Raw genomic sequence first — 18,622 nt, forward strand, 5'->3', positions numbered from 1 at the left:
GTCGCCCGCGGCGCCCCCGCGACCCGCCCGGATCGGCGCGCCGACACACGTTTAACCCCGCCGGCGGTTGGGTGGCCCATGTCGCTGCCCGTCGAGATCGTCTTCGGCGTCTACCTCGGCGTCATCACCGGGATCGTCCCCGCGCTGGTGGCCGGGGCCCTCGGGTTCGTGTTCAAGTACGTCACGGACGTGACGATTCCAGGGCTCGGGGTGGTCGTGCTGTCGCTCGCCATCGCCGGCGTCAACGGCGGGCTGCTCGCGCTCAACGACGAGACGATCCGGTCCTCGGAGCGCGCGCCGGCGATCCTGACGGCGATCGTCGTGGTGCTCATGCTCTCGATGTACGCCCACGCGCAGGGGGACAAGCTCGGCGCCAGTGTCCCCAAGCGGATCTCGCTCAAACAGCTCCGCGACCGGACGCTCTCGACCGACGTGATCGAACTGGTCGGCGGCCGCGGCCGCGTCTCCGTCGAGGTGAGCGGCGAGGTGGACGACATGGAGGGGTACCCGCCGCTGCCGACGGACACGCGCCGCGCGATCGTCGACGGCGACTGGACGTTCCCCGCCGACCTCCCGCTCGCGGAGCTCGAAAGCCGGTTCGCGGAGCGGCTCCGGACCGAGCTGGACCTCGCCGACGTGGCCGTGCGGATCGACGAACAGGCGCGCGCGACGGTGTCGGCCGCGCCGCCGACCGGCGCGCTCTCGAAGCGGGTGCCCGCCGGGAAGCGCGCGGTGTCCGTGTCGGCGCTGGTCCCGACCGGCATCGCCCGCGGCGACATCGTCCGCGTGATAACCCCGGACCTCGACGCCGAGGGCGCCGTGATCGCCGCCCGGTCGAGCGGGGAGCCGGAGCCCGGGGCCGCCGCCGCGTCGACGCCCGCCGCCGCGGGCGACGACCCGGACCCGGACGACGACGCCCGGACGGACGGCGGCGAGGCGGCCGTCGCCGCGCCCCCCGCGGCGACCGCGCCCACGACGACCGGCGGCGAGGGGCGCGTCACGCTCGCGCTCGACCGCTCGGAGGCGACGGCGCTCCTCCGGGCCGACCGCGGGCGCGTGCTGGTGCTGTCGCGGGGCACCCGTCGCGAGTACGAGCTCACGGCCCTGCTGCGTCGCGCCGGGAAGCGGTTCCGGAAGGTCTCGGTGGTCGCCGACGGCCCGCTCGACGGCCACACGATCGGCGAGGCCGAGGTCCGCGAGGCGTACGACGTGGCCGTCCTCGCGGCGCGCCACGAGACGTGGACGGTCGCGCCGGACGGCTCGCAGTCGCTGTCAGCGGGCGACGACCTGTTCGTCGTCGGGAGCCGCGACGCGCTCGACCGGTTCGCGGGGGTGGCCGCGTGAGTCCCGCCGGGTCGGCCGCGGTCGCCGCTGGCTTCGACGCCGGCGTCGCCGCGAGCGGCCTCGCCGTCGGGGCGGTCGACGTCGGCTTCGCCCGCCCGCGGCAGGCGGCGGTCACGCTCGTCACGTTCGCGGTCGTCGCCGTGATCGTCGCGGCCGGCGCCGCCCTGGCTTACCGCTGGTACTTCCGCACGGAGATCCCGGAGGGGGTGACCTGGCTCCTCGGCGTCTCGGTCGTCGCGCTGTACCTCAACACGACCTCGCTGGGGTCGGTGGCGGTCGGCGACAATCCCGCCCTGCTGGCGCCCGAGAGCGTCTTCTTCAACCTCGTCTCGCTCGGCGTCGCGGCGGTGACCGCGCCCGTCGGCCGGTACGCCGGCGACCGGCTCGCGGTCGACGTGTTCGCGCTCTCCGGCGCCAAACAGCTCGACGGCGAGCTGAGCGGTATCGTCCGCGCGGTCGGGCGCTTCACGGCGGTGACGCTCCCGTCGGTCGACGAGATACGCGACATGGACACGTACGACCCGGTCTCGGCGGACAAGAAGGCGGAGCTCGCGGAGACGACCCTGCTGTTCCCGCGGAAGCTCTCCGAGACCGAGCTCCGCGAGCGGCTCATCGCCCGGCTCAAAGACGAGTACGGGGTCGGCTACGTCGACGTCGACCTCGGACCGGACGGGACCGTGGAGTACTTCGCGGTCGGCTCCCGCGCCGCCGGGCTCGGCCCGACGCTCGCGCCGGGGTCGGCCGCGGTCGCCGTCGCCGCGGACCCCCCGAACAACGCCACCGTCGGCGACACGGTCCAGCTGTGGCGCGACGACCCCGGGCCGGAGCGGGTCGCGACCGGCGAGCTGCGCGGCGTCGCCGGCGACGCCGTCACGGTCGCGCTCGACGAGTCGGACGCCGAGCGGCTGACCGACGAGGGCGGCTACCGGCTCGTCACGCTGCCCGCGGAGCCGCAGGCCGACCGCGAGTTCGCCTCCCTGCTGCGAAACGCGGACGAGACCATGGCCTCCGTCACCGTCGCGGCCGGCAGCGAGCTCGACGGGAGCACCGTCGGGGAGGTCGGGGCCGTCGTCGCCGCGGTCCGACCGGCGGGCGGCTCCGTCGAGCCGATCCCGCCGCGAGCGTACGTCTTCGGCGCCGGGGACCTGGTGTACCTCGTCGGCCGCCCGGGCGCGATCCGGCGGTTCGAGACCGCCGCCGCGGTCGGGGGCGCCGGCGACACAGACGACGGCGGCGCGGACCCCGACGGGACGCAACGCTCTTGAGTCGTCCGCGCGGGGATCCGGCATGGAGTGGAAGCTGTTCGCCGACCTCGCGGAAATCGCGGGCGACCGCACGGTGGCGGTCGACGCGGGGCCGGGCGACACGGTCGGCGACGCGCTCGACGCGCTGCTTGACGCACACCCCGACCTGCGGGACCGCGTGATGGAAGACGGCGCCGTCGCGGACCACATCAACGTCCTTCGGAACGGGCGGAGCGTCCGCCACGACGAGGGGCTCGACGCCACGCTGGAGGCGGGCGACGAGCTCGCGCTGTTCCCGCCCGTGAGCGGCGGCCGCTCCGTCCGATAGATCGGTCGTTTCAAACGCGCGCCGACCCCATCCGGAGCCATGACCGACAGCGACGAGGGCGACCACGGCGACGACGGCGGCCACGACCCGCACCGCGAGGAGTTCCACGAGGACCCGGTCGGCCACACGCGCGCGGCCGCCGGGATGACGGTGAGCGAACTCGTCGACGGTTACGGGGACGCGGGGATCGGTGCCGCCGCGGTCAACGAGGCCGGGGACGTGCTCGCGGAGATGTTCGACAACGACGACTGCACCGTCTTCCTCTCGCTGGCGGGCGCGATGGTCCCCGCCGGCATGCGCCGGATCGTCGCGGACCTGATCCGCGACGGTTACGTCGACGCCCTGGTGACCACGGGCGCGAACCTCACCCACGACGCCATCGAGGCCATCGGCGGGAAACACCACCACGGACGCACCCGCGACCCCGAGAAGACGCCGCGCGAGCACGACGAGGGGCTCCGCGACGAGGGGGTCGACCGCATCTACAACGTCTACCTCCCGCAGGAGCACTTCGCCGACTTCGAGGGCCACCTCCGCGAGGAGGTGTTCCCGGCGCTGGAGGCCGACCCGGACGACGCGGGGAGCGGCGCCGTCTCCATCGCCGACCTCACGCGCGAGCTCGGCCGCGCGAACGCCGCGGTCAACGAGCGCGACGACGTCCCCGAGGGGCCGGGCGTCGCGGCCGCCGCCTACGAGCACGACGTGCCGATATACTGCCCGGCGGTCCAGGACTCCGTGTTGGGGCTTCAGGCGTGGATGTACGCCCAGACGGCCGACTTCACCATCGACGCCCTCGCGGACATGACCGAGCTGACGGACCTCGCGTTCGAGGCCGACGACGCGGGCTGCCTGCTCGTCGGCGGCGGCGTCCCGAAGAACTTCACGCTCCAGACGATGCTCGTCACGCCGCGCGCCTACGACTACGCCGTTCAGGTCACGATGGACCCCGAGGCGACCGGCGGGCTCTCCGGTGCCAGCCTCGACGAGGCGCGCTCGTGGGGCAAGCTTGAGAAGGACGCCCGCAACGCCTCCGTCCACGGCGACGCGACGGTGATGCTCCCGATGCTCGTCGCCGCCGCCCGCGAGCGCGTGGAGTAGCGGCGCGGGTTCGATCACGACCACGTCTCCGTTTATAAACTGACCCGCGGTGGCGCGTGCCGACGAGCGCCCGAAGGGCGCGGGTCGCACGCGCGAGGTCGCCGGCGCGTAGCGCCGGCTGCCAGAGAATATTCGATTCTCGCTGGACGCGGCGACCGGAGCGAAGCGGAGGGAGCCGCGAGGTTGGGGAGGTGTGAAGCGCGGTGCTGTGCGGGGCGGGACTCAAAGGGGCAGTCGCGAGGACGGCGCACGCTCGTTGCGCGCTTCAGTCGTCACTCCGTTCGCTCCTTCCAGTGCTTACGTCGCCTGCGCCGTCCTCGCGGCCGGGGCTTTGGCAGCGTTCACCGCCGATCCGTCAGCACTCTGTTATAAATGAGCGACCGTTACACGCACAGCTACGCGAGCGAAAGCGAGAAGAAACCGAAGAGACGCCGGTTCAGTTGTCGCCGTTCTTCGACTGCCAGGCGTAGTCGCGCCGGGAGGCGGACTCGCCGAAGCCGCACGAGGAGCAGCGCTCCTTCTTGACGTGGTAGGACTTCTCACCGCAGCGTCGACACTTCACGTGGACCGTCTTGTTCTTCTTTCCCTGAGAGGGCGTACCTGCGCCGGTCATGCTTTGATGGTGACGACGTTATCGCCGCGTATAATCGTTGTGTCTTCGATCGCGACCGCGAACTCGCCGTCGAGGTCGCCGTCGACGCGGTCGTCCACGTCGGCTTCGGGCTCAATGACGACGTTCATGTGCTGGTCGTAGCCGCCGAGGACGCCGTAGTAGGTCGTCCCGTCCTTCAGGTGTACCGTCACGGGCTCCTCGAGCGACGCTTCGAGCACGTCGAGGGGTCGTCCACTCATTGTCGGATCGCCGCCCGTCGCGGTAATAAAAATACCGGGACGGAGCCCCCGAGGCCGGTCGGTTTGACACGACCGCGGGCCCGCCCCTCTCGGCCCGGCCCTCACCCCAGTCGCTCGCGCACGAACGCGGTCGCCGGCGGGACCGCCCGCGCGTACAGGGCCGCGTACGTCAGCTCCGCCTGGGTCCGTCTCGGGTCGGCGTACCCGGCGTCGACCTCGTCGGCGACGCGTCCGAGCGAGGCCAGCGCCGGGCGGACGAACCGCGCCGCGAGCGGGTCGCCGCCGTCGACCGCCGCGACGGCCTCGCGCGCCCGCTCCGCGGCCGACCGGAGCGACGACTCCGACGGCGGGTTCCGGTGGCCGCCGTCGCGGATCGCCCCGACGGCCCGCCGCCGCGCCTCCACCGTCGCCAGCGCGGTCCCGGCTTCGATCACCGCGGTGGCGTAGTTCCCGTCGTCGGACGCCCGCTCGACGCCTCTGACCGCCGACGCCGTCCGCCGCTCGGTCGCGACCGCCAGCTCCTGAGCCACGGTCCCGCTCAGGTCCTCATCGGTCGGGACCGCCTCGTCGCCGGTGCGTCGACGCACTTCCGCGCGCGTCCGGCGCACGGAGCCGTCCAGCGTCTCCGCGGCCGCGACCAGCGACGCCCACTGCGGGTCGATCCCCTCGCGGTCTCCGTGAAACGCGTCGCGGAGGCCCGCGGCGTCGGTGGCGGCGGCCCGCGCCCGCTCGACGTCGCCGACCGCGTCGCCGGCACGGAACGGCGCCGCGACCGGGTCATCCGGGTACCGGACGGTCGGAACGAGGTGCCGCGCGCACGCCGCGAGCAGCGACTCGACCGGCTCGTACGCGAGCGCCGCCGCCGCCGTCGACTCGGCGCGGTACTCCAGGCCGGCCGCGAGCGCCGCCCGGTCCTCGCGGACTGTGCGACGGCGAGCGGCGAGGTCGGCACTCTCGTCGACGCCGGTGGCCGCCCGGTAGGCGCCGCGGACCGTCGCCGCCGTTCCGCGGGCGCGCCGCCGCGCGGCGAGGGCCTCGGTCGGCCACGGGTCGGTCGGCTCCGCGTCGACCCGGTCGACCGCCCGCGCCCTGTCGTCCGCGATCGCCGCCGCGACCGCCGCGTTCGGAAGCGACGGCTCCGCGGGGACGGCGTCGAGCAGGTCGCGGGCGCGCGACTGGTGAGCCGCCGCGAGGGAATCGGGGACGGTCGCCGGGAACGGCGCGGGGGGCCACTCGACCGCATCGACGAGGCCCGGCGGCACCGCGGTCGCCTCGCCGCGATTCGTCTCACCGTCGGCGAGCGGCGAGGCGGCACAGCCCGCGACCGCCGCTGCGCCGGCCGTTGCGAGCCCCGCGAGGAAGCCTCGGCGCGACCGGGAATCGCGGGTCACGAGCCCTCACCCCCGGCCTCGGCCGATGAGTCGAACGCGGTCGACGCGCCGGTCGGGTCCGAGCCGTCGGTCGCTCTCGACGCGTTGAACGCGGCCGGGCGCCGTCCGGTCCCGCAGGAGCCGGCCATGCTCCGGCCGCTCCCGCGCGACCGCTCGGCCGCGACCGGCATCCGGATCGCGAACCCGACGGCGTGGATCGCGTCGCGCTCGCAGTCGACGTCGGCCGGGCGATACGCGCGACAGAAGTCGACGTGCGGCTGGAGGTCGCCCTCGGCCAGCGGCCCGCGCTCGACGCGCACCGACCGGAACCGGACCTCGCGACACGCCTCGACCGGCATCGTGTGGAGGGACACCGACGAGGACGCGAAGTCGGTGGCGGCGCAGAACTCGCGGAGCCGCTCGGCCGGCGGGGTCTCGGCGAAGGCGAGCGCGGAGCGATCGCCGTCGGAGGTCAACACTCGCGACGTGGTCCGCCGTTGGACCGCGCGCTCGTCGGTCGACAGCGCGGGCACCGTCTCGCCGTCGGCGACGAGCGCGCCGCCGTCCTCGTCGCGGACGCGCTCGACCTCGACGTTCTCCAGGGGCGGACCGGTGGTCGGGTAGCTGTTCGACGCGGTCTCGCTGCCGGCGCAGCCGGCCAGGGCGGCGATCCCTGACGCGGCCGCGAGGAGGACTCGGCGGCGGGAAACCTCGGACATCGGCGGCGATTCGCCCGACTGCGTGAAACGCTTTGTGGGACGCGACCCTCCCGCGTCGGACCGCCGAGGCACCGTTCGGACGCGAACCGTCGCCGCGGGGCCGAACCCGGGAGTTTTTAACGTGGGCGAGAGTACGCCGAGGTACCACACTCCCGCGGGACACGGTGAGTCGCGACGACTCGGCCGTAGCGGGGCCTCAACGACGCGCGGTACGACGGTGCGCCGACGGCTCCTTGCGGGGTTTCAGTGACCGGCGCCGACCACGGCGTCAGACACGAACACACCATGGAAATCGAAATTGCGACACTCGGCGGTTACGAAGAGGTCGGTCGACAGATGACGGCGGTCCGCGCGGGCGAGGACATCGTCATCTTCGACATGGGCCTGAACCTCAGTAAGGTCCTCATCCACGACAACGTGGAGACCGAGAGCATGCACAGCCTCGACCTGATCGACATGGGCGCCATCCCGGACGACCGGGTCATGAGCGAACTGGAGGGCGACGTTCAGGCGATCGTCCCCACCCACGGTCACCTCGACCACATCGCGGGGATCCCGAAGCTCGCCCACCGCTACGACGCCCCGATCGTCTCGGCGCCGTACACGATCGAGCTGGTCCGCCAGCAGATCGAAGACGAGGGTAAGTTCCAGGTCGACAACGACCTCGTGAAGATGAAGCCGGGCGCGTCGATGGCGATCGGCGACTCCGAGCAGGTCGAACTGGAGTTCGTCAACGTCACCCACTCGATCATCGACGCGATCAACCCGGTCCTCCACACGCCCGAGGGGGCGGTCGTCTACGGCCTCGACAAGCGCCTGGACCACGACCCCGTCATCGGCGACCCGATCGACATGGAGCGGTTCCGCGAGATCGGCCGCCAGGACGAGGGCGTCCTCGCGTACATCGAGGACTGTACGAACGCCGGCCGGAAGGGCCGGACTCCCTCCGAGTCGTACGCGAAGAAGCACGTCGAGGACACGCTGAAGTCGATGGAGGACTACTCGGGCGGCATCGTCGCCACCACGTTCTCCTCCCACATCGCCCGCGTGAAGACCCTCGTCGAGTACGCCCGCGAGATCGGCCGCCAGCCGGTCCTGCTCGGCCGCTCGATGGAGAAGTACTCCGGCACGGCCGAGCGGCTCGACTTCGTCGACTTCCAGGGCGACGTCGGCATGTACGGCCACCGGAAGTCGGTCGACCGCGCGTTCAAGCGGATCATGAAGGAGGGGAAGGGCAACTTCCTCCCCATCGTGACGGGCCACCAGGGCGAGCCCCGCGCGATGCTCACCCGCATGGGCCGCGGCGAGACGCCGTACGAAATCGACGACGGCGACAAGATCGTCTTCAGCGCCAGCGTCATCCCGGAGCCCACCAACGAGGGCCAGCGCTACCAGAGCGAACAGCTGCTCCGGATGCAGGGCGCGCGCCTCTACGACGACATCCACGTCTCCGGCCACCTCCGCGAGGAGGGCCACTACGAGATGCTGCAGGCGCTCCAGCCCCAGCACCTCATCCCGGGCCACCAGACGCTGGAGGGGCGCTCGCCGTACGTCGACCTCGCGACCTCGCAGGGGTACAAGCTCGGACGCGACGTGCACGTCACGCAGAACGGGTCCACCATCCAGCTCGTCGAATGACGAGCGAGACGAAGGAGGCGCGGGTGCTCGACGCCATCCGCGAGCGGCGTGAACTCGTCAACGCCGCTATCGACGAGGAGCTGCCGGTCCAGGAACCGGAGCGGCTGTACGAGGCGACCCGATACATCCTAGAAGCCGGCGGCAAGCGGCTCCGCCCGACGGTGACCACGCTGGCCGCGGAGGCGGTCACCGGGACCGAGCCGATGGGCGCCGACTTCCGCGCGTTCCCGTCGCTCGACGGCGACGACGTCGACGTGATGCGGGCCGCGGTCGCCATCGAGGTGATCCAGTCGTTCACGCTGATCCACGACGACATCATGGACGAGGACGACCTGCGGCGCGGCGTCCCCGCGGTCCACGAGGCGTACGACGTCTCGACGGCGATCCTCGCCGGGGACACGCTCTACTCGAAGGCGTTCGAGTTCATGACGGAGACGGGCGCGGACCCGCAGCACGGGCTCGAAGCGATGCGGATGCTCGCGTCGACCTGTACCGAGATCTGCGAGGGCCAGGCGCTCGACGTCGCCTTCGAGAACCGCGACGACATCCTCCCGGACGAGTACTTGGAGATGGTCGAGCTGAAGACGGCGGTGCTGTACGGCGCGTCCGCGGCGACGCCCGCCCTCCTGCTCGGCGCCGACGAGGACGTGGTCGACGCGCTCTACCAGTACGGGATCGACTCCGGCCGCGCGTTCCAGATCCAGGACGACGTGCTCGACCTGACGGTCCCCTCCGAGGACCTCGGCAAGCAGCGCGGCTCCGACCTCGTCGAGGGGAAGGAGACGCTCATCACGCTCCACGCCCGCCAGCAGGGCGTCGACGTCGACGGCCTCGTCGACGCCGACACGCCCGCCGAGGTGACCGAGGCGGCCATCGACGACGCGGTCGCCGCGTTGGAGGAGGTCGGATCCATCGAGTACGCCCGCGACACCGCTGAGGAGCTCACGGCGCGGTCGAAAGAGCACCTCGAACTGCTGCCCGAGAGCGGCTCGCGCGGCCTGCTCGAAGACCTCGCGGACTACCTCATCGTCCGCGGCTACTGAGCCGAGCGCCGGCGGCCGGTCCCGTCCGGGGACCCGGCACCGGCGGTCCGGGCCGGGACGGACACCGCTTTACCAGCGGCCCCCGTTCGGTCGGCCGTGTCACGGTACCGGAACGTCCTCCTGTTTTTCACCCTCGCACTGCTTTGGGGCGGCTCCTTCGTCGCCATCGAGGTCGGCCTCGACTACTACCCGCCCGTGCTGTACGCCGCGTACCGGTTCGACGTGGCGGCGCTCGCGCTGCTGTCGTACGTGCTGGTCACGCAGGACGACCCGTTCCCGCGGACGCGCGGCGACCTCGCCGCGATCGGGTTCAGCGGCGGGCTCTCCGTGGCCGCGAACAACGCCCTGCTGTTCGTCGGCCAGCAGTACACGACGAGCGGCATCGCCTCCATCACCTACAGCCTCGTGCCCATCGCGACCGCGGCGGTCGCGGCCCTGTGGATCGGCGGCGCCGACCTCGATCGTCGCGGTGCTGTGGGGGTCGTCTTAGCGTTCCTCGGCGTGGGGCTCGTCGCGCAGCCGGACCCCGCGAACCTCGGCGGGGGCGTCGCGGTCGGCGTCGGGCTGATCGCGATCGGGGTCATCGCCGTCGCGGTCGGTAGCGTCGGCCTCCGAACCGTCGAGACGTCGTTCACGAGCGTCGCGCTCACCGGGTGGGCGATGGGGTTCGGCGCGCTCGCCATCCACGCGCTCAGCCTCGGCATCGGGGAGAGCCAGCGGCTCCCGGCCGCCGCCCCGCCCGCGCTCCTCTCGCTGGGGTTCCTCGGGCTGCTCTCCTCCGCGGTGGCGTACACCATCTACTTCACGCTGCTCGACCGGCTCGGCCCCTTCGAGATCAACCTCGTCTCGTACGTCGTTCCGATCGTGGCCACCGTCGCGGGCGCCCTGCTGCTCGCCGAGCCGGTAACGCCGTACACGGTCGCGGGCTTCGTCGTCATCGTCCTCGGGTTCGGCCTGCTGAAGCGCCGCGAGATAGCCGACGCGGCCGCCGGGATCCGGTTCCCGGGTTGAGAGAAGGGCGTTACCACCGCAGTCCGTCGCACCGCGCCGCACCGCGCTCCGCCGGACCGGTGGCGCCGCTCTCGCGGCCGGGATTCCGGCGGTCGACGGGGTCGCTCACGCGTCGACCACCGCTATCGGGTCGCCGACGGTCCCCCCGAACAGCGAGGCGTGGGCGGCGAAGAGGTCGCGCTCGGCCGCGGCGTCGACGATCACGGTTCGCCCGTGTCGCGTGACTTCCGCGTCGGAAAGGGCGGTCTCTCCTTCGCGAGCGGCCTGCGCGACCGCCTCGGCGGTCTCCCGGTCGAGGCGTCGGGGGTCCGCCACCGCGCCGTACCGCAGCGCGACGGCCGGGTCTCCGGTCTCGTCGCCGCCCGCGTCGCCGTTCGCGTCGCTCCTCTCCGCCGGCGCTCCGCCGTCGGTCACGCGGAGCGACGCCCCGACCGCGCCGGAGGCGTCGACCGCGGTGCGGAGCGCGTCCGGCGCGTCGGCGAGCAGGTCGCGGAGGCGGCCGCGGGCGTCCGGTCCGAGGTCGACGCACACCGTCGCGTCGCCCCCGAGCAGCGAGGGGAGCGGGCCGTAGTTCGCGGTCGCTCCCGCCCGTCGTCCGGCGCCGCCGCCGACGCTCCCGCCGATTCCGGCGTCGCGGTGCGCCGCCGCGACGGCGGCGGTCGGGCCGTAGGCGGCCACGACCTCACCGGGGGTCACGGCGACGGCCGACCCGAGGTCTCCCGCCCGGAACCGGGCGAACCCGGAGCCGACGTCCGGCTCGCGGGTCACCGCTGGGTCGGCGTCGAGCTCGGCGGCGAGCGCGGTCGCGTCGACGTCGCCGACCGCCGCGGCGCACCCCTCCGGGCCGTCCGCGGTGAGGGCGGCGCCGCCGGTCGCCTGCCGCACGTCGGCGAGCGACGCGCTCTCGTACCGGCCGAGGAGCCGCCGGAGTCGACTCCCCACCCCGCTCGGGAGGCCGGTCGCCGTCAGGACCGCGGGGTCGACCCGGCCGGTCACGACGGTGTCGACGGCGCCCGACGCGGCCGCGGCCGGCTCGTAGGCGCCGGCGGCGACCGCCGATCGGGGGCCGGAGGAGCCGGCGCGGTCGCGGGCGCTCGTCGCCACGTCGTCCGCCGGATCGCCGTCGGGCGCGCCGGCTCCGGTCGCGGCCGATTCGATCGCGAGGGCCGCGTCGGCTGGGGGTTCGGTCAGGGCGTCGATCGGTCCGCCGACTCCCAGCCCGGTCGCCGCGAGCGCCGCTATGCGCTTCGCGAACGTTCGCTTGGAGGGCATCGTTTCACCTGACTCCTGACAGGCAATAATACTACCGAGTGGCGGTCGTCGGTGGATTCGTGCCGTGCCGGCCGGCGCTCAGCCGTCGAGCCCGCGGACGTCGTCGATGATCTCGACCGCGTGGTCCTCCGGGGAGACCCCCTCGTACGCGAGGACCACTGTTCCCTCGTCGTCGAGGACGTACGTGTTCCGGAACACGCCGTCGAAGGTGTTCCCGAACATCTGCTTCTCGCCGTAGGAGCCGTACGCGCTCGACACCGCGCCGTCGGGGTCAGAGAGGAGCGTGAAGGGGAGGTCGTACTTCGCGGCGAACGGTTCGAGGTCCTCGACGGGGTCGTCGCTGATCCCGACGACGGCGACGTCTTCCGCTTCGAACGCGTCCCACTCGTCGCGGAAGCCACACGCCTCGTCGGTGCAACCGGGCGTGTCGGCCCGCGGGTAGAAGTACACCACCGTGTGATCGGCCGCGGTCGGGTCGACGGTGACGGTCTCGCCGCGGTGGTCGGTGAGCGTGATCTCGGGTGCGGAGTCGCCCGGTTCGAGCATACGTATCTGCCCGTCTCGAAGGGGTTAGGCGATTCGGTCCCTTTTTACCGGATACTCGCATCCTACCGGTATCGATGGCGTGGCAACCGACGCCGTACACGGCCCCGCTGCTCCTCGCGGCCGTCGCGTCGTTCGGGTTCGCCGCCTACGGGGCCGCCAACCGGTCGCGCGGCGGGCACGCCCTCCTGTGGAGCTTCGTCGCCGTCGCGGTCGCCGCCGGCGTCTGGTCGCTGGCGTACGCGGCCCAGCTGTCGGCGACGGCGCTCGGGCCCACGCTGTTTTTCAACCGCTTCGTCTGGCTCGGCTCCGCCGGCCTGGCGGTCGCGTGGCCGGCGTTCGTCCTCTCGTACGTCGACCGGACCGCGTGGCTCGGTCGTCGCCGGTTCGCGCTCCTCTGGATCGTCCCCGTCGCGGTCGCGGTCGCCGTCTGGACGGCCGGCGTCGACCCGCTCTTCTACGCCGATCCCTCCCTCGTCGACGCCGGCGGGTACCGCGTCCTCAGCTACACGCCGACGCCGGCGCTGCTCGGGTTCGTCGGCTACACCTACGCGGTCAACCTGTTCACGTTCGCGGTCCTCGGCTACGCGACGGTCTCCCGCGACGGCGTGTTCCGCCGGCAGGCGGCCGTCCTCTTCGTCGCCGCCGTCGCGCCGATGGCGCTCAGCGCGGCCGGCATCGCGGGCGTCGTCGGTCCGGACGCCGGGTTCGTCGACTTCACCCCCATCGCCTTCAGCGGCACCTCGGCGCTCTTGGCGTGGGTCGTGTTCCGGTACCGGCTCCTCGACGTCTCGCCGATCGCCCGCGACGCGGTGTTCGCGAACCTCTCGGACGGCGTCGTCGTCTGCGACGCCGACGGCCGCGTGGTCGACACCAACGACCCGGCGGAGGCGCTGTTCCCGGACGCAGCGCTCGGCGCCCGGGCCGACGAGGCGTTCGACGATGTCCCCGCGGTCGCCGACGCGGTGACGGACTCGGCGGCCGACGACGAGTTCCGCGTGACGCTCGACGGCGACAGTGCGCCGCGGTTCCTGACGGTCGACGTCCACGACATCACCGGGCCGGGGACGACTCGCGGGGGGACCGTCCTGCTGTTCCGCGACGTCACCGAGCGGGAGACGCTCCAGCGTCGCTACCGCGCGCTCATCGAGAAGTCGCCCAACGTGATCGCGGTCTGCGGCGATGACGGCCTGCTCCGCTACGTGAGCCCGTCGATAGAGCGGCTGCTCGGCCACCGGCCGACGGAGATCGAGGGCCGACCGATCATCGACCTGGTCCACCCCGAGGACCGTCGCGAGGCGCAACAGGCCTTCGATCGCGCCTTCGACAGCGCCGAGCCGCAGTCGCTCACGCACCGGATCGCGCGCGCCGACGGGAGCTGGCGGCGGTTCGAGACCGTGATCGAGCGGCTGTTCGCCGACGCGGGCGAGGTGGTCATCACCGCGACCGACGTGACGGACGCCCGGCGGTACGAACAGCGGCTTCAGGTGTTGAACCGCGTGCTGCGACACGACCTGAAGAACGACACCAACGTCATCGGCGGCTACGCGGACCTGCTCCGCGACCACGTCGACGAGGAGGGCGACCCGTACCTCGACATCATCGACCGGAAGGTGCGGACGCTGACGCACCTCAGCGACCAGGCCCGGGAGATCGACGTCGCGCTCCACAGCGACGCGGGGCGGGCCGAGATCGACCTCTCGGAGCTGGTCGAGCGGCTCTGCGTGTCGCTGTCGTCGTCGTTCCCCGAGGCGACGGTGACGGTGTCCGTCCCCGAGTCGGCCCTCGTCTCCGCCGACGAGCTCTTGGAGTCGGCGGTGCGGAACGTGCTGGAGAACGCCGTCGTCCACAACGACGGCGACGACCCCCGCGTCGAGGCGACCGTCGTCGCCGACGGCGACCGGTTCCGGCTCGACGTGGCCGACGACGGCCCGGGGATCCCGCCGGTCGAGCGGACGGTGTTCTCCGAGGCGCGGGAGACGGCGCTCGAACACGCGAGCGGGCTCGGCCTCTGGCTCGTCCACTGGATCGTCACGGAGTCCGGCGGCGACATGGAGATCGACACGCGCGAGCCGACCGGCACGGTGGTCCGGATGTGGCTCCCCCGGGCGGCCGAGGCGAGGGAGTAGGCCCGCCCGCCACCGCGGCGTTCCCGCTCAGACGTGGCCGCGGACGACGTGGCCGCGGCAGCCGCACTGCTCGACGTACCCTATGTCGACGGCGTCGCCGAACGCCGACTCCAGCGCCCCGGAGAGGTACTTCTCCGGGTGGCCGTGGTCGCCGTGGGCGACGAGGTTGACGCGGTTGCCCGCGGCCGTGTGCTCGACCGCGTCGATCGTCTGTCGCACGAGCAGGTCGCGGTCCGCGGCGTGTTCCGGGCCTTCGAGGTTCGCGGACCAGGAGTTCTCGTGGACGCGGTCGGTCACCGGGTCGGCGCCGTGGTCGTGTTCGTCGTCGGGGTCGGACGGTGTGCTCGACATGTCTCGTCTCAAGCGCTCGAGCACCGTCCGTCTTCGAGCGAACATGTTCGAGCGGCGTCCCGGCGCTCGACGGTCCCTCCCGAACGATTTCGGGAGGAGTTACATCGCCGCGGGACCCGACGACCCAGCCGTGAGCCCCGACCCGTTCGACGACGCGGACGAGCGGCTGGACGCCCGCGAGATAGACGGCGAGCCGTTCGGCGACGTCGTGGCCGCGCTCGACGGCCTCGACGAGGGGGAGTCGCTCTGTCTGGTGAACGGCTTCGAGCCGGTGCCGCCGTACGACGTGCTGGCGGAGCGCGGGTCCGAACACGAGACGGCGAACCTCGCCGACGACGAGTGGCACGTCGAGATCACGCGCCCCTGAGCCCCGGCCGGCTGGCCGGTTCGGCTCCCGCGGCGTCGACCGCTCTCCGCAACCTCTTTGCGCGCGGTCGCCGAACCCGCGTCCATGAGTCACGGACCTCTGGACGAGGACGCGGTCGAGAGCTACCGCGAGGCCGGTGCGGTGCTGGTCGAGGCGATGAACGAGGCCCGCGAGATGGTCGAACCGGGCCGGACCCACCTCGAAGTCGCCGAGTGGACGGAGGACTTCGTCCGCGAGCAGGGGGCCGGTCTCGCCTTCCCGGTGAACATCAGCGTCGACCCCGAGGCGTCCCACGCCACTCCGAGCCGCGACGACGAGGCGGCGTTCGGCGAGGAGATGGTGTGTCTCGACGTCGGCGTCCACGTCGACGGCTACATCGCCGACGCCGCGGTGACGGTCGACCACACCGGCACTCCGGAGCTCGTCGAGGCCGCCGAGATGGCCCTGGAGGCCGCGCTCGACGAGGCCGGCCCGGGCGTCGAGGTCGGCGTCGTGGGACAGGCGATCGAGGACGTGATCCGCGGGTACGGCTACACGCCGGTCCTCAACCTCTCCGGCCACGGCGTCGAGCGGTACGACGCCCACACCGGCCCCACGGTGCCGAACCGCGGCGTCGACCGCTCGGTCGAACTGGAGCCCGGGCAGGCGGTCGCGATCGAGCCGTTCGCCACCGACGGCCGCGGGAAGGTCGGCGAGGGGACCGACGAGGAGATCTTCGAGCAGCAGGGCTCCGCGAGCGTGCGAGACCGCCGCGCCCGACAGGCCCTCCAAGAGATCGAGGGGTTCGACGACCTCCCGTTCGCGGCGCGGTGGCTGGAGACCGACCGCGCCGAGATGGCGCTGCGCCGCCTCAAGCAGGCGAACGCGATCAAGGGGTACCCCGTCCTGAAGGAGGACGACGACGCACTCGTGAGCCAGGCGGAACACACTCTCTTGATCACCGAGGACGGCGTCGAGGTGACGACCGCGGGGATCCACGGCTTCGACGACTGATGGACCGGATCTTCGCGCCGTGGCGGATCGAGTGGGTCGAGCGCGACGCTGACCCGATCGACGGCTGCCCGTTCTGCGTCCTGCCCGAGCGCGAGGACGCCCGCGAGGCGCGGATCGTCGCCCGGAGCGAGCGCAACTACGTCATCCTGAACAACGCGCCGTACAACCCCGGCCACGCGATGGTGATTCCCGACGCACACGTCGAGGACCCGACCGACCTCGACGACGCGGCCCTCCTCGATCACGCGCGGCTGAAGGCGGCGACGCTCGCCGCGCTGCGACGTGACATGGACCCCGACGGCGTCAACACCGGGCAGAACCTCGGCGGCGACGCCGCGGGCGGCTCGATCGACCACCTCCACACCCACGTCGTCCCGCGCTGGAGCGGCGACACGAACTTCATGCCCGTCACCGGCGACACGAAGGTGATCGTGGAGGCGATAGAGCGCACCTACGACCACCTCCACGACGGGTTCGCGGCCGGCGAGCACGTCGTCGATTCGGGAGACGCCGACGCGGGCGACGCGGTCGAACTCGACTTCGACATCTGAGCCGGCGGCGTCGATTACTCATAATCACCGGCGCGGTGGCGCGTGCCGATGAGCGCCCAGCGGGCGCGAATCGCACGCGCGAGGGAGTCGGACCGGCGCAGCCGCGCCGGTCCGACGAGGCTGGGGAGGCGTGAGGTGCTGTGCGGAGCGGTGCGAGGCGGGACTTTGGAATGTTGACCGCAGCGTCGTCGTTCATCTATCTCAGATCGCCGGCTTCGACTCGGGTCCCGCCTTCACTCGGGATTCATTAGTACACCAACTCGCCCGAGATGAACTTCCGGGTGCGCTCCTTCTCGGGGTCCTCGAAGATGGCTTCGGTCGGCCCCACCTCCGTGATACCGTCGTCGAGCAGCACCGCGACGCGGTCCGCGACGCGCTCGGCCTGGTGCATGTCGTGGGTCGCGAGCGCGACCCCGATCCCCCGCGACTTCGCCTCGCCGATCGCCTCCTCGATGACCGCCGTGTTCCGCGGGTCCAGGTCCGAGGTCGGCTCGTCGAGCAGCAGGACGTCGGGGTCGTACGCCAGCGCCCGGGCGAACGACACGCGCTGGGCCTCGCCGCCCGACAGCGCGTCGGCCGGCTGGTCGATCTCGTCTTCGAGCCCCACGACCGCCAAGGACTCCTCGACCGCGTCGGTGGCGTCGTTCAGGCGGAGGGCCGAAGTGAGCCGGTCGGCCCACGAGCGTCGGACGCGGAGCCCGTACTCGACGTTGCGCGCGACCGACCCGCTGAAGAGGCTCGCCTCCTGAAACACCATCCCGACGCGGCGCCGCAGCGCGAGGCGCTCCGAATCGTCGACCGCCCACGCGTCGGTCCCGTCGAGCGCGACGGTCCCCTCGTCCGGCTCCAGCGAGAACGCGAGCGTCCGGAGCAGCGTGGTCTTGCCGACGCCGGAGGGGCCGATCACCGCGACGACTTCGCCCGCGTCGACGTCGATCGTGAGGTCGCGGAACACGGGCTCGTCACCGTACGCGTGCGACACGTCGTTCGCGCGGAGCATCAGTCCGTCACCTCCCGGGGCATCAGCCCGCCACCCCCCGGTCGCCGAAGCGGACGACGATCGCGTTGACCGTCAACACGAGCGCGACGAGGACGGCGCCGAGCACCATGGCGGTCTCGTACTGCCCCTGCCGCGCCTCGAGCTGGATCGCCGTCGTCAGGGTGCGCGTCTTCGAGATGCCGTCCGCGCTCGTGATGTTCCCGCCGACGATGAGCACCGAGCCGACCTCGCTGATCGCGCGGCCGAAGCCGGCCAGCACCGCGGTCGCGATCCCGTACCGCGCCTCCTTGATCACGACGAGCGCCACGTCGACGCGCGTCCCGCCGAGGACGCGGGCCGCGTCGCGGACCCCGTCGTCGACGCCGCTCACGGCGGCGAGGCTGATCGCCGTGATCGGCGGCGTCGCGAGGACGAACTGCGACATGATCATCGCCTCGCGGGTGAAGATCAGCTCCAGCGAGCCGAGCGGCCCCTGGTTCGAGACCGCGAACAGCACGACGAGCCCCACGACCACGCTGGGGAACCCCATCCCGGTGTTGACCACCGACTTCACGAACCCCTTGCCGGGGAACTCCGTGAGCCCGATGGCGACGGCGGCCGGCACGCTGACGAGCGTGCTCAGCGCCACCGCGGTCAGGCTCACGTACAGCGAGACGGCGATGACGCTCCCGACGTACCCGTCCCTGAACGAGACGCCGAGGAGCGACGCCGCGGGCCGCGCGGCGTCGAGCAGCGCTGGGACCGACTGGACGGTCGCTTCGAACGGCAC

General features: G+C 72.5%; 20 protein-coding genes. 11 read left to right on the plus strand and 9 right to left on the minus strand.

The features are described 5' to 3' along the window. The first annotated feature begins 78 nt into the window (after positions 1-78). From AMR74_RS03995 to AMR74_RS04010, 4 genes are read left to right on the plus strand one after another with little or no spacing between them, the layout of a single operon-like run. Complete coding sequence (locus tag AMR74_RS03995) at positions 79-1,344, plus strand: potassium channel family protein (protein WP_053770754.1); 1,266 nt, start codon at positions 79-81, stop codon at positions 1,342-1,344. Further along, positions 1,341-2,609, plus strand: a complete 1,269-nt coding sequence (locus AMR74_RS04000) for a cation:proton antiporter regulatory subunit (RefSeq protein WP_053770755.1) — start codon at positions 1,341-1,343, stop codon at positions 2,607-2,609. Before AMR74_RS03995 ends, AMR74_RS04000 begins: the two co-directional genes overlap by 4 nt. Before the next feature lie 22 nt (positions 2,610-2,631). After that, on the plus strand, positions 2,632-2,916 hold the full coding sequence (locus AMR74_RS04005) for a ubiquitin-like small modifier protein 1 (RefSeq protein ID WP_053770756.1): 285 nt from the start codon (positions 2,632-2,634) through the stop codon (positions 2,914-2,916). Positions 2,917-2,955: 39 nt separating this feature from the next. After that, positions 2,956-4,014, plus strand: coding sequence for a deoxyhypusine synthase (locus tag AMR74_RS04010; protein ID WP_053770757.1), 1,059 nt, complete (start codon positions 2,956-2,958; stop codon positions 4,012-4,014). A 436-nt stretch (positions 4,015-4,450) separates the two neighbouring features. On the opposite strand, the gene AMR74_RS04015 is transcribed toward AMR74_RS04010, so the two are convergent. The 4 genes from AMR74_RS04015 to AMR74_RS04030 all read right to left on the minus strand — a co-directional run bounded on the left by AMR74_RS04015 (position 4,451) and on the right by AMR74_RS04030 (position 6,955). Further along, positions 4,451-4,627, minus strand: coding sequence for a 50S ribosomal protein L37e (locus AMR74_RS04015; protein WP_053770758.1), 177 nt, complete (start codon positions 4,625-4,627; stop codon positions 4,451-4,453). Continuing rightward, positions 4,624-4,866, minus strand: coding sequence for an LSM domain-containing protein (locus AMR74_RS04020; RefSeq protein WP_053770759.1), 243 nt, complete (start codon positions 4,864-4,866; stop codon positions 4,624-4,626). The genes AMR74_RS04015 and AMR74_RS04020 overlap by 4 nt, the downstream gene beginning before the upstream one ends. A gap of 101 nt (positions 4,867-4,967) precedes the next feature. Continuing rightward, positions 4,968-6,257, minus strand: a complete 1,290-nt coding sequence (locus AMR74_RS04025) for a twin-arginine translocation signal domain-containing protein (protein WP_053770760.1) — start codon at positions 6,255-6,257, stop codon at positions 4,968-4,970. Beyond that, on the minus strand, positions 6,254-6,955 hold the full coding sequence (locus AMR74_RS04030; protein ID WP_053770761.1) for a hypothetical protein: 702 nt from the start codon (positions 6,953-6,955) through the stop codon (positions 6,254-6,256). The genes AMR74_RS04025 and AMR74_RS04030 overlap by 4 nt, the downstream gene beginning before the upstream one ends. A 285-nt stretch (positions 6,956-7,240) precedes the next feature. Here AMR74_RS04030 and AMR74_RS04035 point away from each other — a divergent pair, with 285 nt between their 5' ends. From AMR74_RS04035 to AMR74_RS04045, 3 genes are all read left to right on the plus strand, one after another. Beyond that, complete coding sequence (locus AMR74_RS04035; protein WP_053770990.1) at positions 7,241-8,593, plus strand: ribonuclease J; 1,353 nt, start codon at positions 7,241-7,243, stop codon at positions 8,591-8,593. Then, positions 8,590-9,636: a geranylfarnesyl diphosphate synthase gene (gene idsA3 / locus AMR74_RS04040; protein ID WP_053770762.1), complete on the plus strand. Its 1,047-nt coding sequence runs from the start codon at positions 8,590-8,592 to the stop codon at positions 9,634-9,636. The genes AMR74_RS04035 and idsA3 overlap by 4 nt, the downstream gene beginning before the upstream one ends. A gap of 96 nt (positions 9,637-9,732) precedes the next feature. After that, positions 9,733-10,647, plus strand: a complete 915-nt coding sequence (locus tag AMR74_RS04045; RefSeq protein ID WP_053770763.1) for a DMT family transporter — start codon at positions 9,733-9,735, stop codon at positions 10,645-10,647. A 105-nt stretch (positions 10,648-10,752) separates the two neighbouring features. On the opposite strand, the gene AMR74_RS04050 is transcribed toward AMR74_RS04045, so the two are convergent. Together AMR74_RS04050 and bcp are read right to left on the minus strand one after the other, a co-directional pair. After that, positions 10,753-11,919, minus strand: coding sequence for a hypothetical protein (locus AMR74_RS04050; protein WP_053770764.1), 1,167 nt, complete (start codon positions 11,917-11,919; stop codon positions 10,753-10,755). Positions 11,920-11,997: 78 nt separating this feature from the next. Continuing rightward, positions 11,998-12,465 carry a thioredoxin-dependent thiol peroxidase gene (bcp, locus tag AMR74_RS04055; protein WP_053770765.1) on the minus strand — a complete coding sequence of 156 codons (468 nt, stop codon included), beginning with the start codon at positions 12,463-12,465 and terminating at the stop codon, positions 11,998-12,000. Between the two features lie 74 nt (positions 12,466-12,539). Between bcp and AMR74_RS04060 the strand changes: the two genes are divergently transcribed. After that, on the plus strand, positions 12,540-14,591 hold the full coding sequence (locus AMR74_RS04060; protein ID WP_053770766.1) for a histidine kinase N-terminal 7TM domain-containing protein: 2,052 nt from the start codon (positions 12,540-12,542) through the stop codon (positions 14,589-14,591). Between the two features lie 27 nt (positions 14,592-14,618). Here AMR74_RS04060 and AMR74_RS04065 read toward each other — a convergent pair whose 3' ends face one another. Continuing rightward, positions 14,619-14,942 carry a CGCGG family putative rSAM-modified RiPP protein gene (locus tag AMR74_RS04065; RefSeq protein ID WP_053770767.1) on the minus strand — a complete coding sequence of 108 codons (324 nt, stop codon included), beginning with the start codon at positions 14,940-14,942 and terminating at the stop codon, positions 14,619-14,621. Between the two features lie 130 nt (positions 14,943-15,072). On the opposite strand from AMR74_RS04065, the gene AMR74_RS04070 reads away from it, so the two are divergent. The 3 genes from AMR74_RS04070 to AMR74_RS04080 all read left to right on the plus strand — a co-directional run bounded on the left by AMR74_RS04070 (position 15,073) and on the right by AMR74_RS04080 (position 16,853). Next, on the plus strand, positions 15,073-15,309 hold the full coding sequence (locus tag AMR74_RS04070; protein ID WP_053770768.1) for a DUF2249 domain-containing protein: 237 nt from the start codon (positions 15,073-15,075) through the stop codon (positions 15,307-15,309). 84 nt (positions 15,310-15,393) lie between these two features. Continuing rightward, positions 15,394-16,302 carry a type II methionyl aminopeptidase gene (gene map, locus AMR74_RS04075; protein WP_053770769.1) on the plus strand — a complete coding sequence of 303 codons (909 nt, stop codon included), beginning with the start codon at positions 15,394-15,396 and terminating at the stop codon, positions 16,300-16,302. Beyond that, the gene (locus tag AMR74_RS04080) at positions 16,302-16,853 is read left to right on the plus strand and encodes an HIT family protein (protein WP_053770770.1); all 552 of its coding nucleotides are present in this window, start codon (positions 16,302-16,304) and stop codon (positions 16,851-16,853) included. The genes map and AMR74_RS04080 overlap by 1 nt, the downstream gene beginning before the upstream one ends. A 247-nt stretch (positions 16,854-17,100) precedes the next feature. Here AMR74_RS04080 and AMR74_RS04085 read toward each other — a convergent pair whose 3' ends face one another. Next, positions 17,101-17,853, minus strand: coding sequence for an ABC transporter ATP-binding protein (locus AMR74_RS04085; protein WP_053770771.1), 753 nt, complete (start codon positions 17,851-17,853; stop codon positions 17,101-17,103). 22 nt (positions 17,854-17,875) lie between these two features. After that, a complete protein-coding gene (locus AMR74_RS04090; protein WP_053770772.1) occupies positions 17,876-18,622 on the minus strand; it encodes an ABC transporter permease in 747 nt (248 codons plus the stop codon).

This window comes from Halorubrum tropicale (assembly GCF_001280455.1).
Classification (GTDB): Archaea; Halobacteriota; Halobacteria; order Halobacteriales; family Haloferacaceae; genus Halorubrum; species Halorubrum tropicale.

What these genes read in the sequence shown, in the direction of transcription:
- AMR74_RS03995 (WP_053770754.1), top strand. Translation starts at nt 79, where the DNA reads ATGTCGCTGCCCGTCGAGATCGTCTTCGGCGTCTACCTCGGCGTCATC.
- AMR74_RS04005 (WP_053770756.1), top strand. Translation starts at nt 2,632, where the DNA reads ATGGAGTGGAAGCTGTTCGCCGACCTCGCGGAAATCGCGGGCGACCGC.
- AMR74_RS04010 (WP_053770757.1), top strand. Translation starts at nt 2,956, where the DNA reads ATGACCGACAGCGACGAGGGCGACCACGGCGACGACGGCGGCCACGAC.
- AMR74_RS04015 (WP_053770758.1), bottom strand. Translation starts at nt 4,627, where the DNA reads ATGACCGGCGCAGGTACGCCCTCTCAGGGAAAGAAGAACAAGACGGTC.
- AMR74_RS04020 (WP_053770759.1), bottom strand. Translation starts at nt 4,866, where the DNA reads ATGAGTGGACGACCCCTCGACGTGCTCGAAGCGTCGCTCGAGGAGCCC.
- AMR74_RS04030 (WP_053770761.1), bottom strand. Translation starts at nt 6,955, where the DNA reads ATGTCCGAGGTTTCCCGCCGCCGAGTCCTCCTCGCGGCCGCGTCAGGG.
- AMR74_RS04035 (WP_053770990.1), top strand. Translation starts at nt 7,241, where the DNA reads ATGGAAATCGAAATTGCGACACTCGGCGGTTACGAAGAGGTCGGTCGA.
- idsA3 (WP_053770762.1), top strand. Translation starts at nt 8,590, where the DNA reads ATGACGAGCGAGACGAAGGAGGCGCGGGTGCTCGACGCCATCCGCGAG.
- AMR74_RS04050 (WP_053770764.1), bottom strand. Translation starts at nt 11,919, where the DNA reads ATGCCCTCCAAGCGAACGTTCGCGAAGCGCATAGCGGCGCTCGCGGCG.
- bcp (WP_053770765.1), bottom strand. Translation starts at nt 12,465, where the DNA reads ATGCTCGAACCGGGCGACTCCGCACCCGAGATCACGCTCACCGACCAC.
- AMR74_RS04060 (WP_053770766.1), top strand. Translation starts at nt 12,540, where the DNA reads ATGGCGTGGCAACCGACGCCGTACACGGCCCCGCTGCTCCTCGCGGCC.
- AMR74_RS04065 (WP_053770767.1), bottom strand. Translation starts at nt 14,942, where the DNA reads ATGTCGAGCACACCGTCCGACCCCGACGACGAACACGACCACGGCGCC.
- map (WP_053770769.1), top strand. Translation starts at nt 15,394, where the DNA reads ATGAGTCACGGACCTCTGGACGAGGACGCGGTCGAGAGCTACCGCGAG.
- AMR74_RS04080 (WP_053770770.1), top strand. Translation starts at nt 16,302, where the DNA reads ATGGACCGGATCTTCGCGCCGTGGCGGATCGAGTGGGTCGAGCGCGAC.
- AMR74_RS04085 (WP_053770771.1), bottom strand. Translation starts at nt 17,853, where the DNA reads ATGCTCCGCGCGAACGACGTGTCGCACGCGTACGGTGACGAGCCCGTG.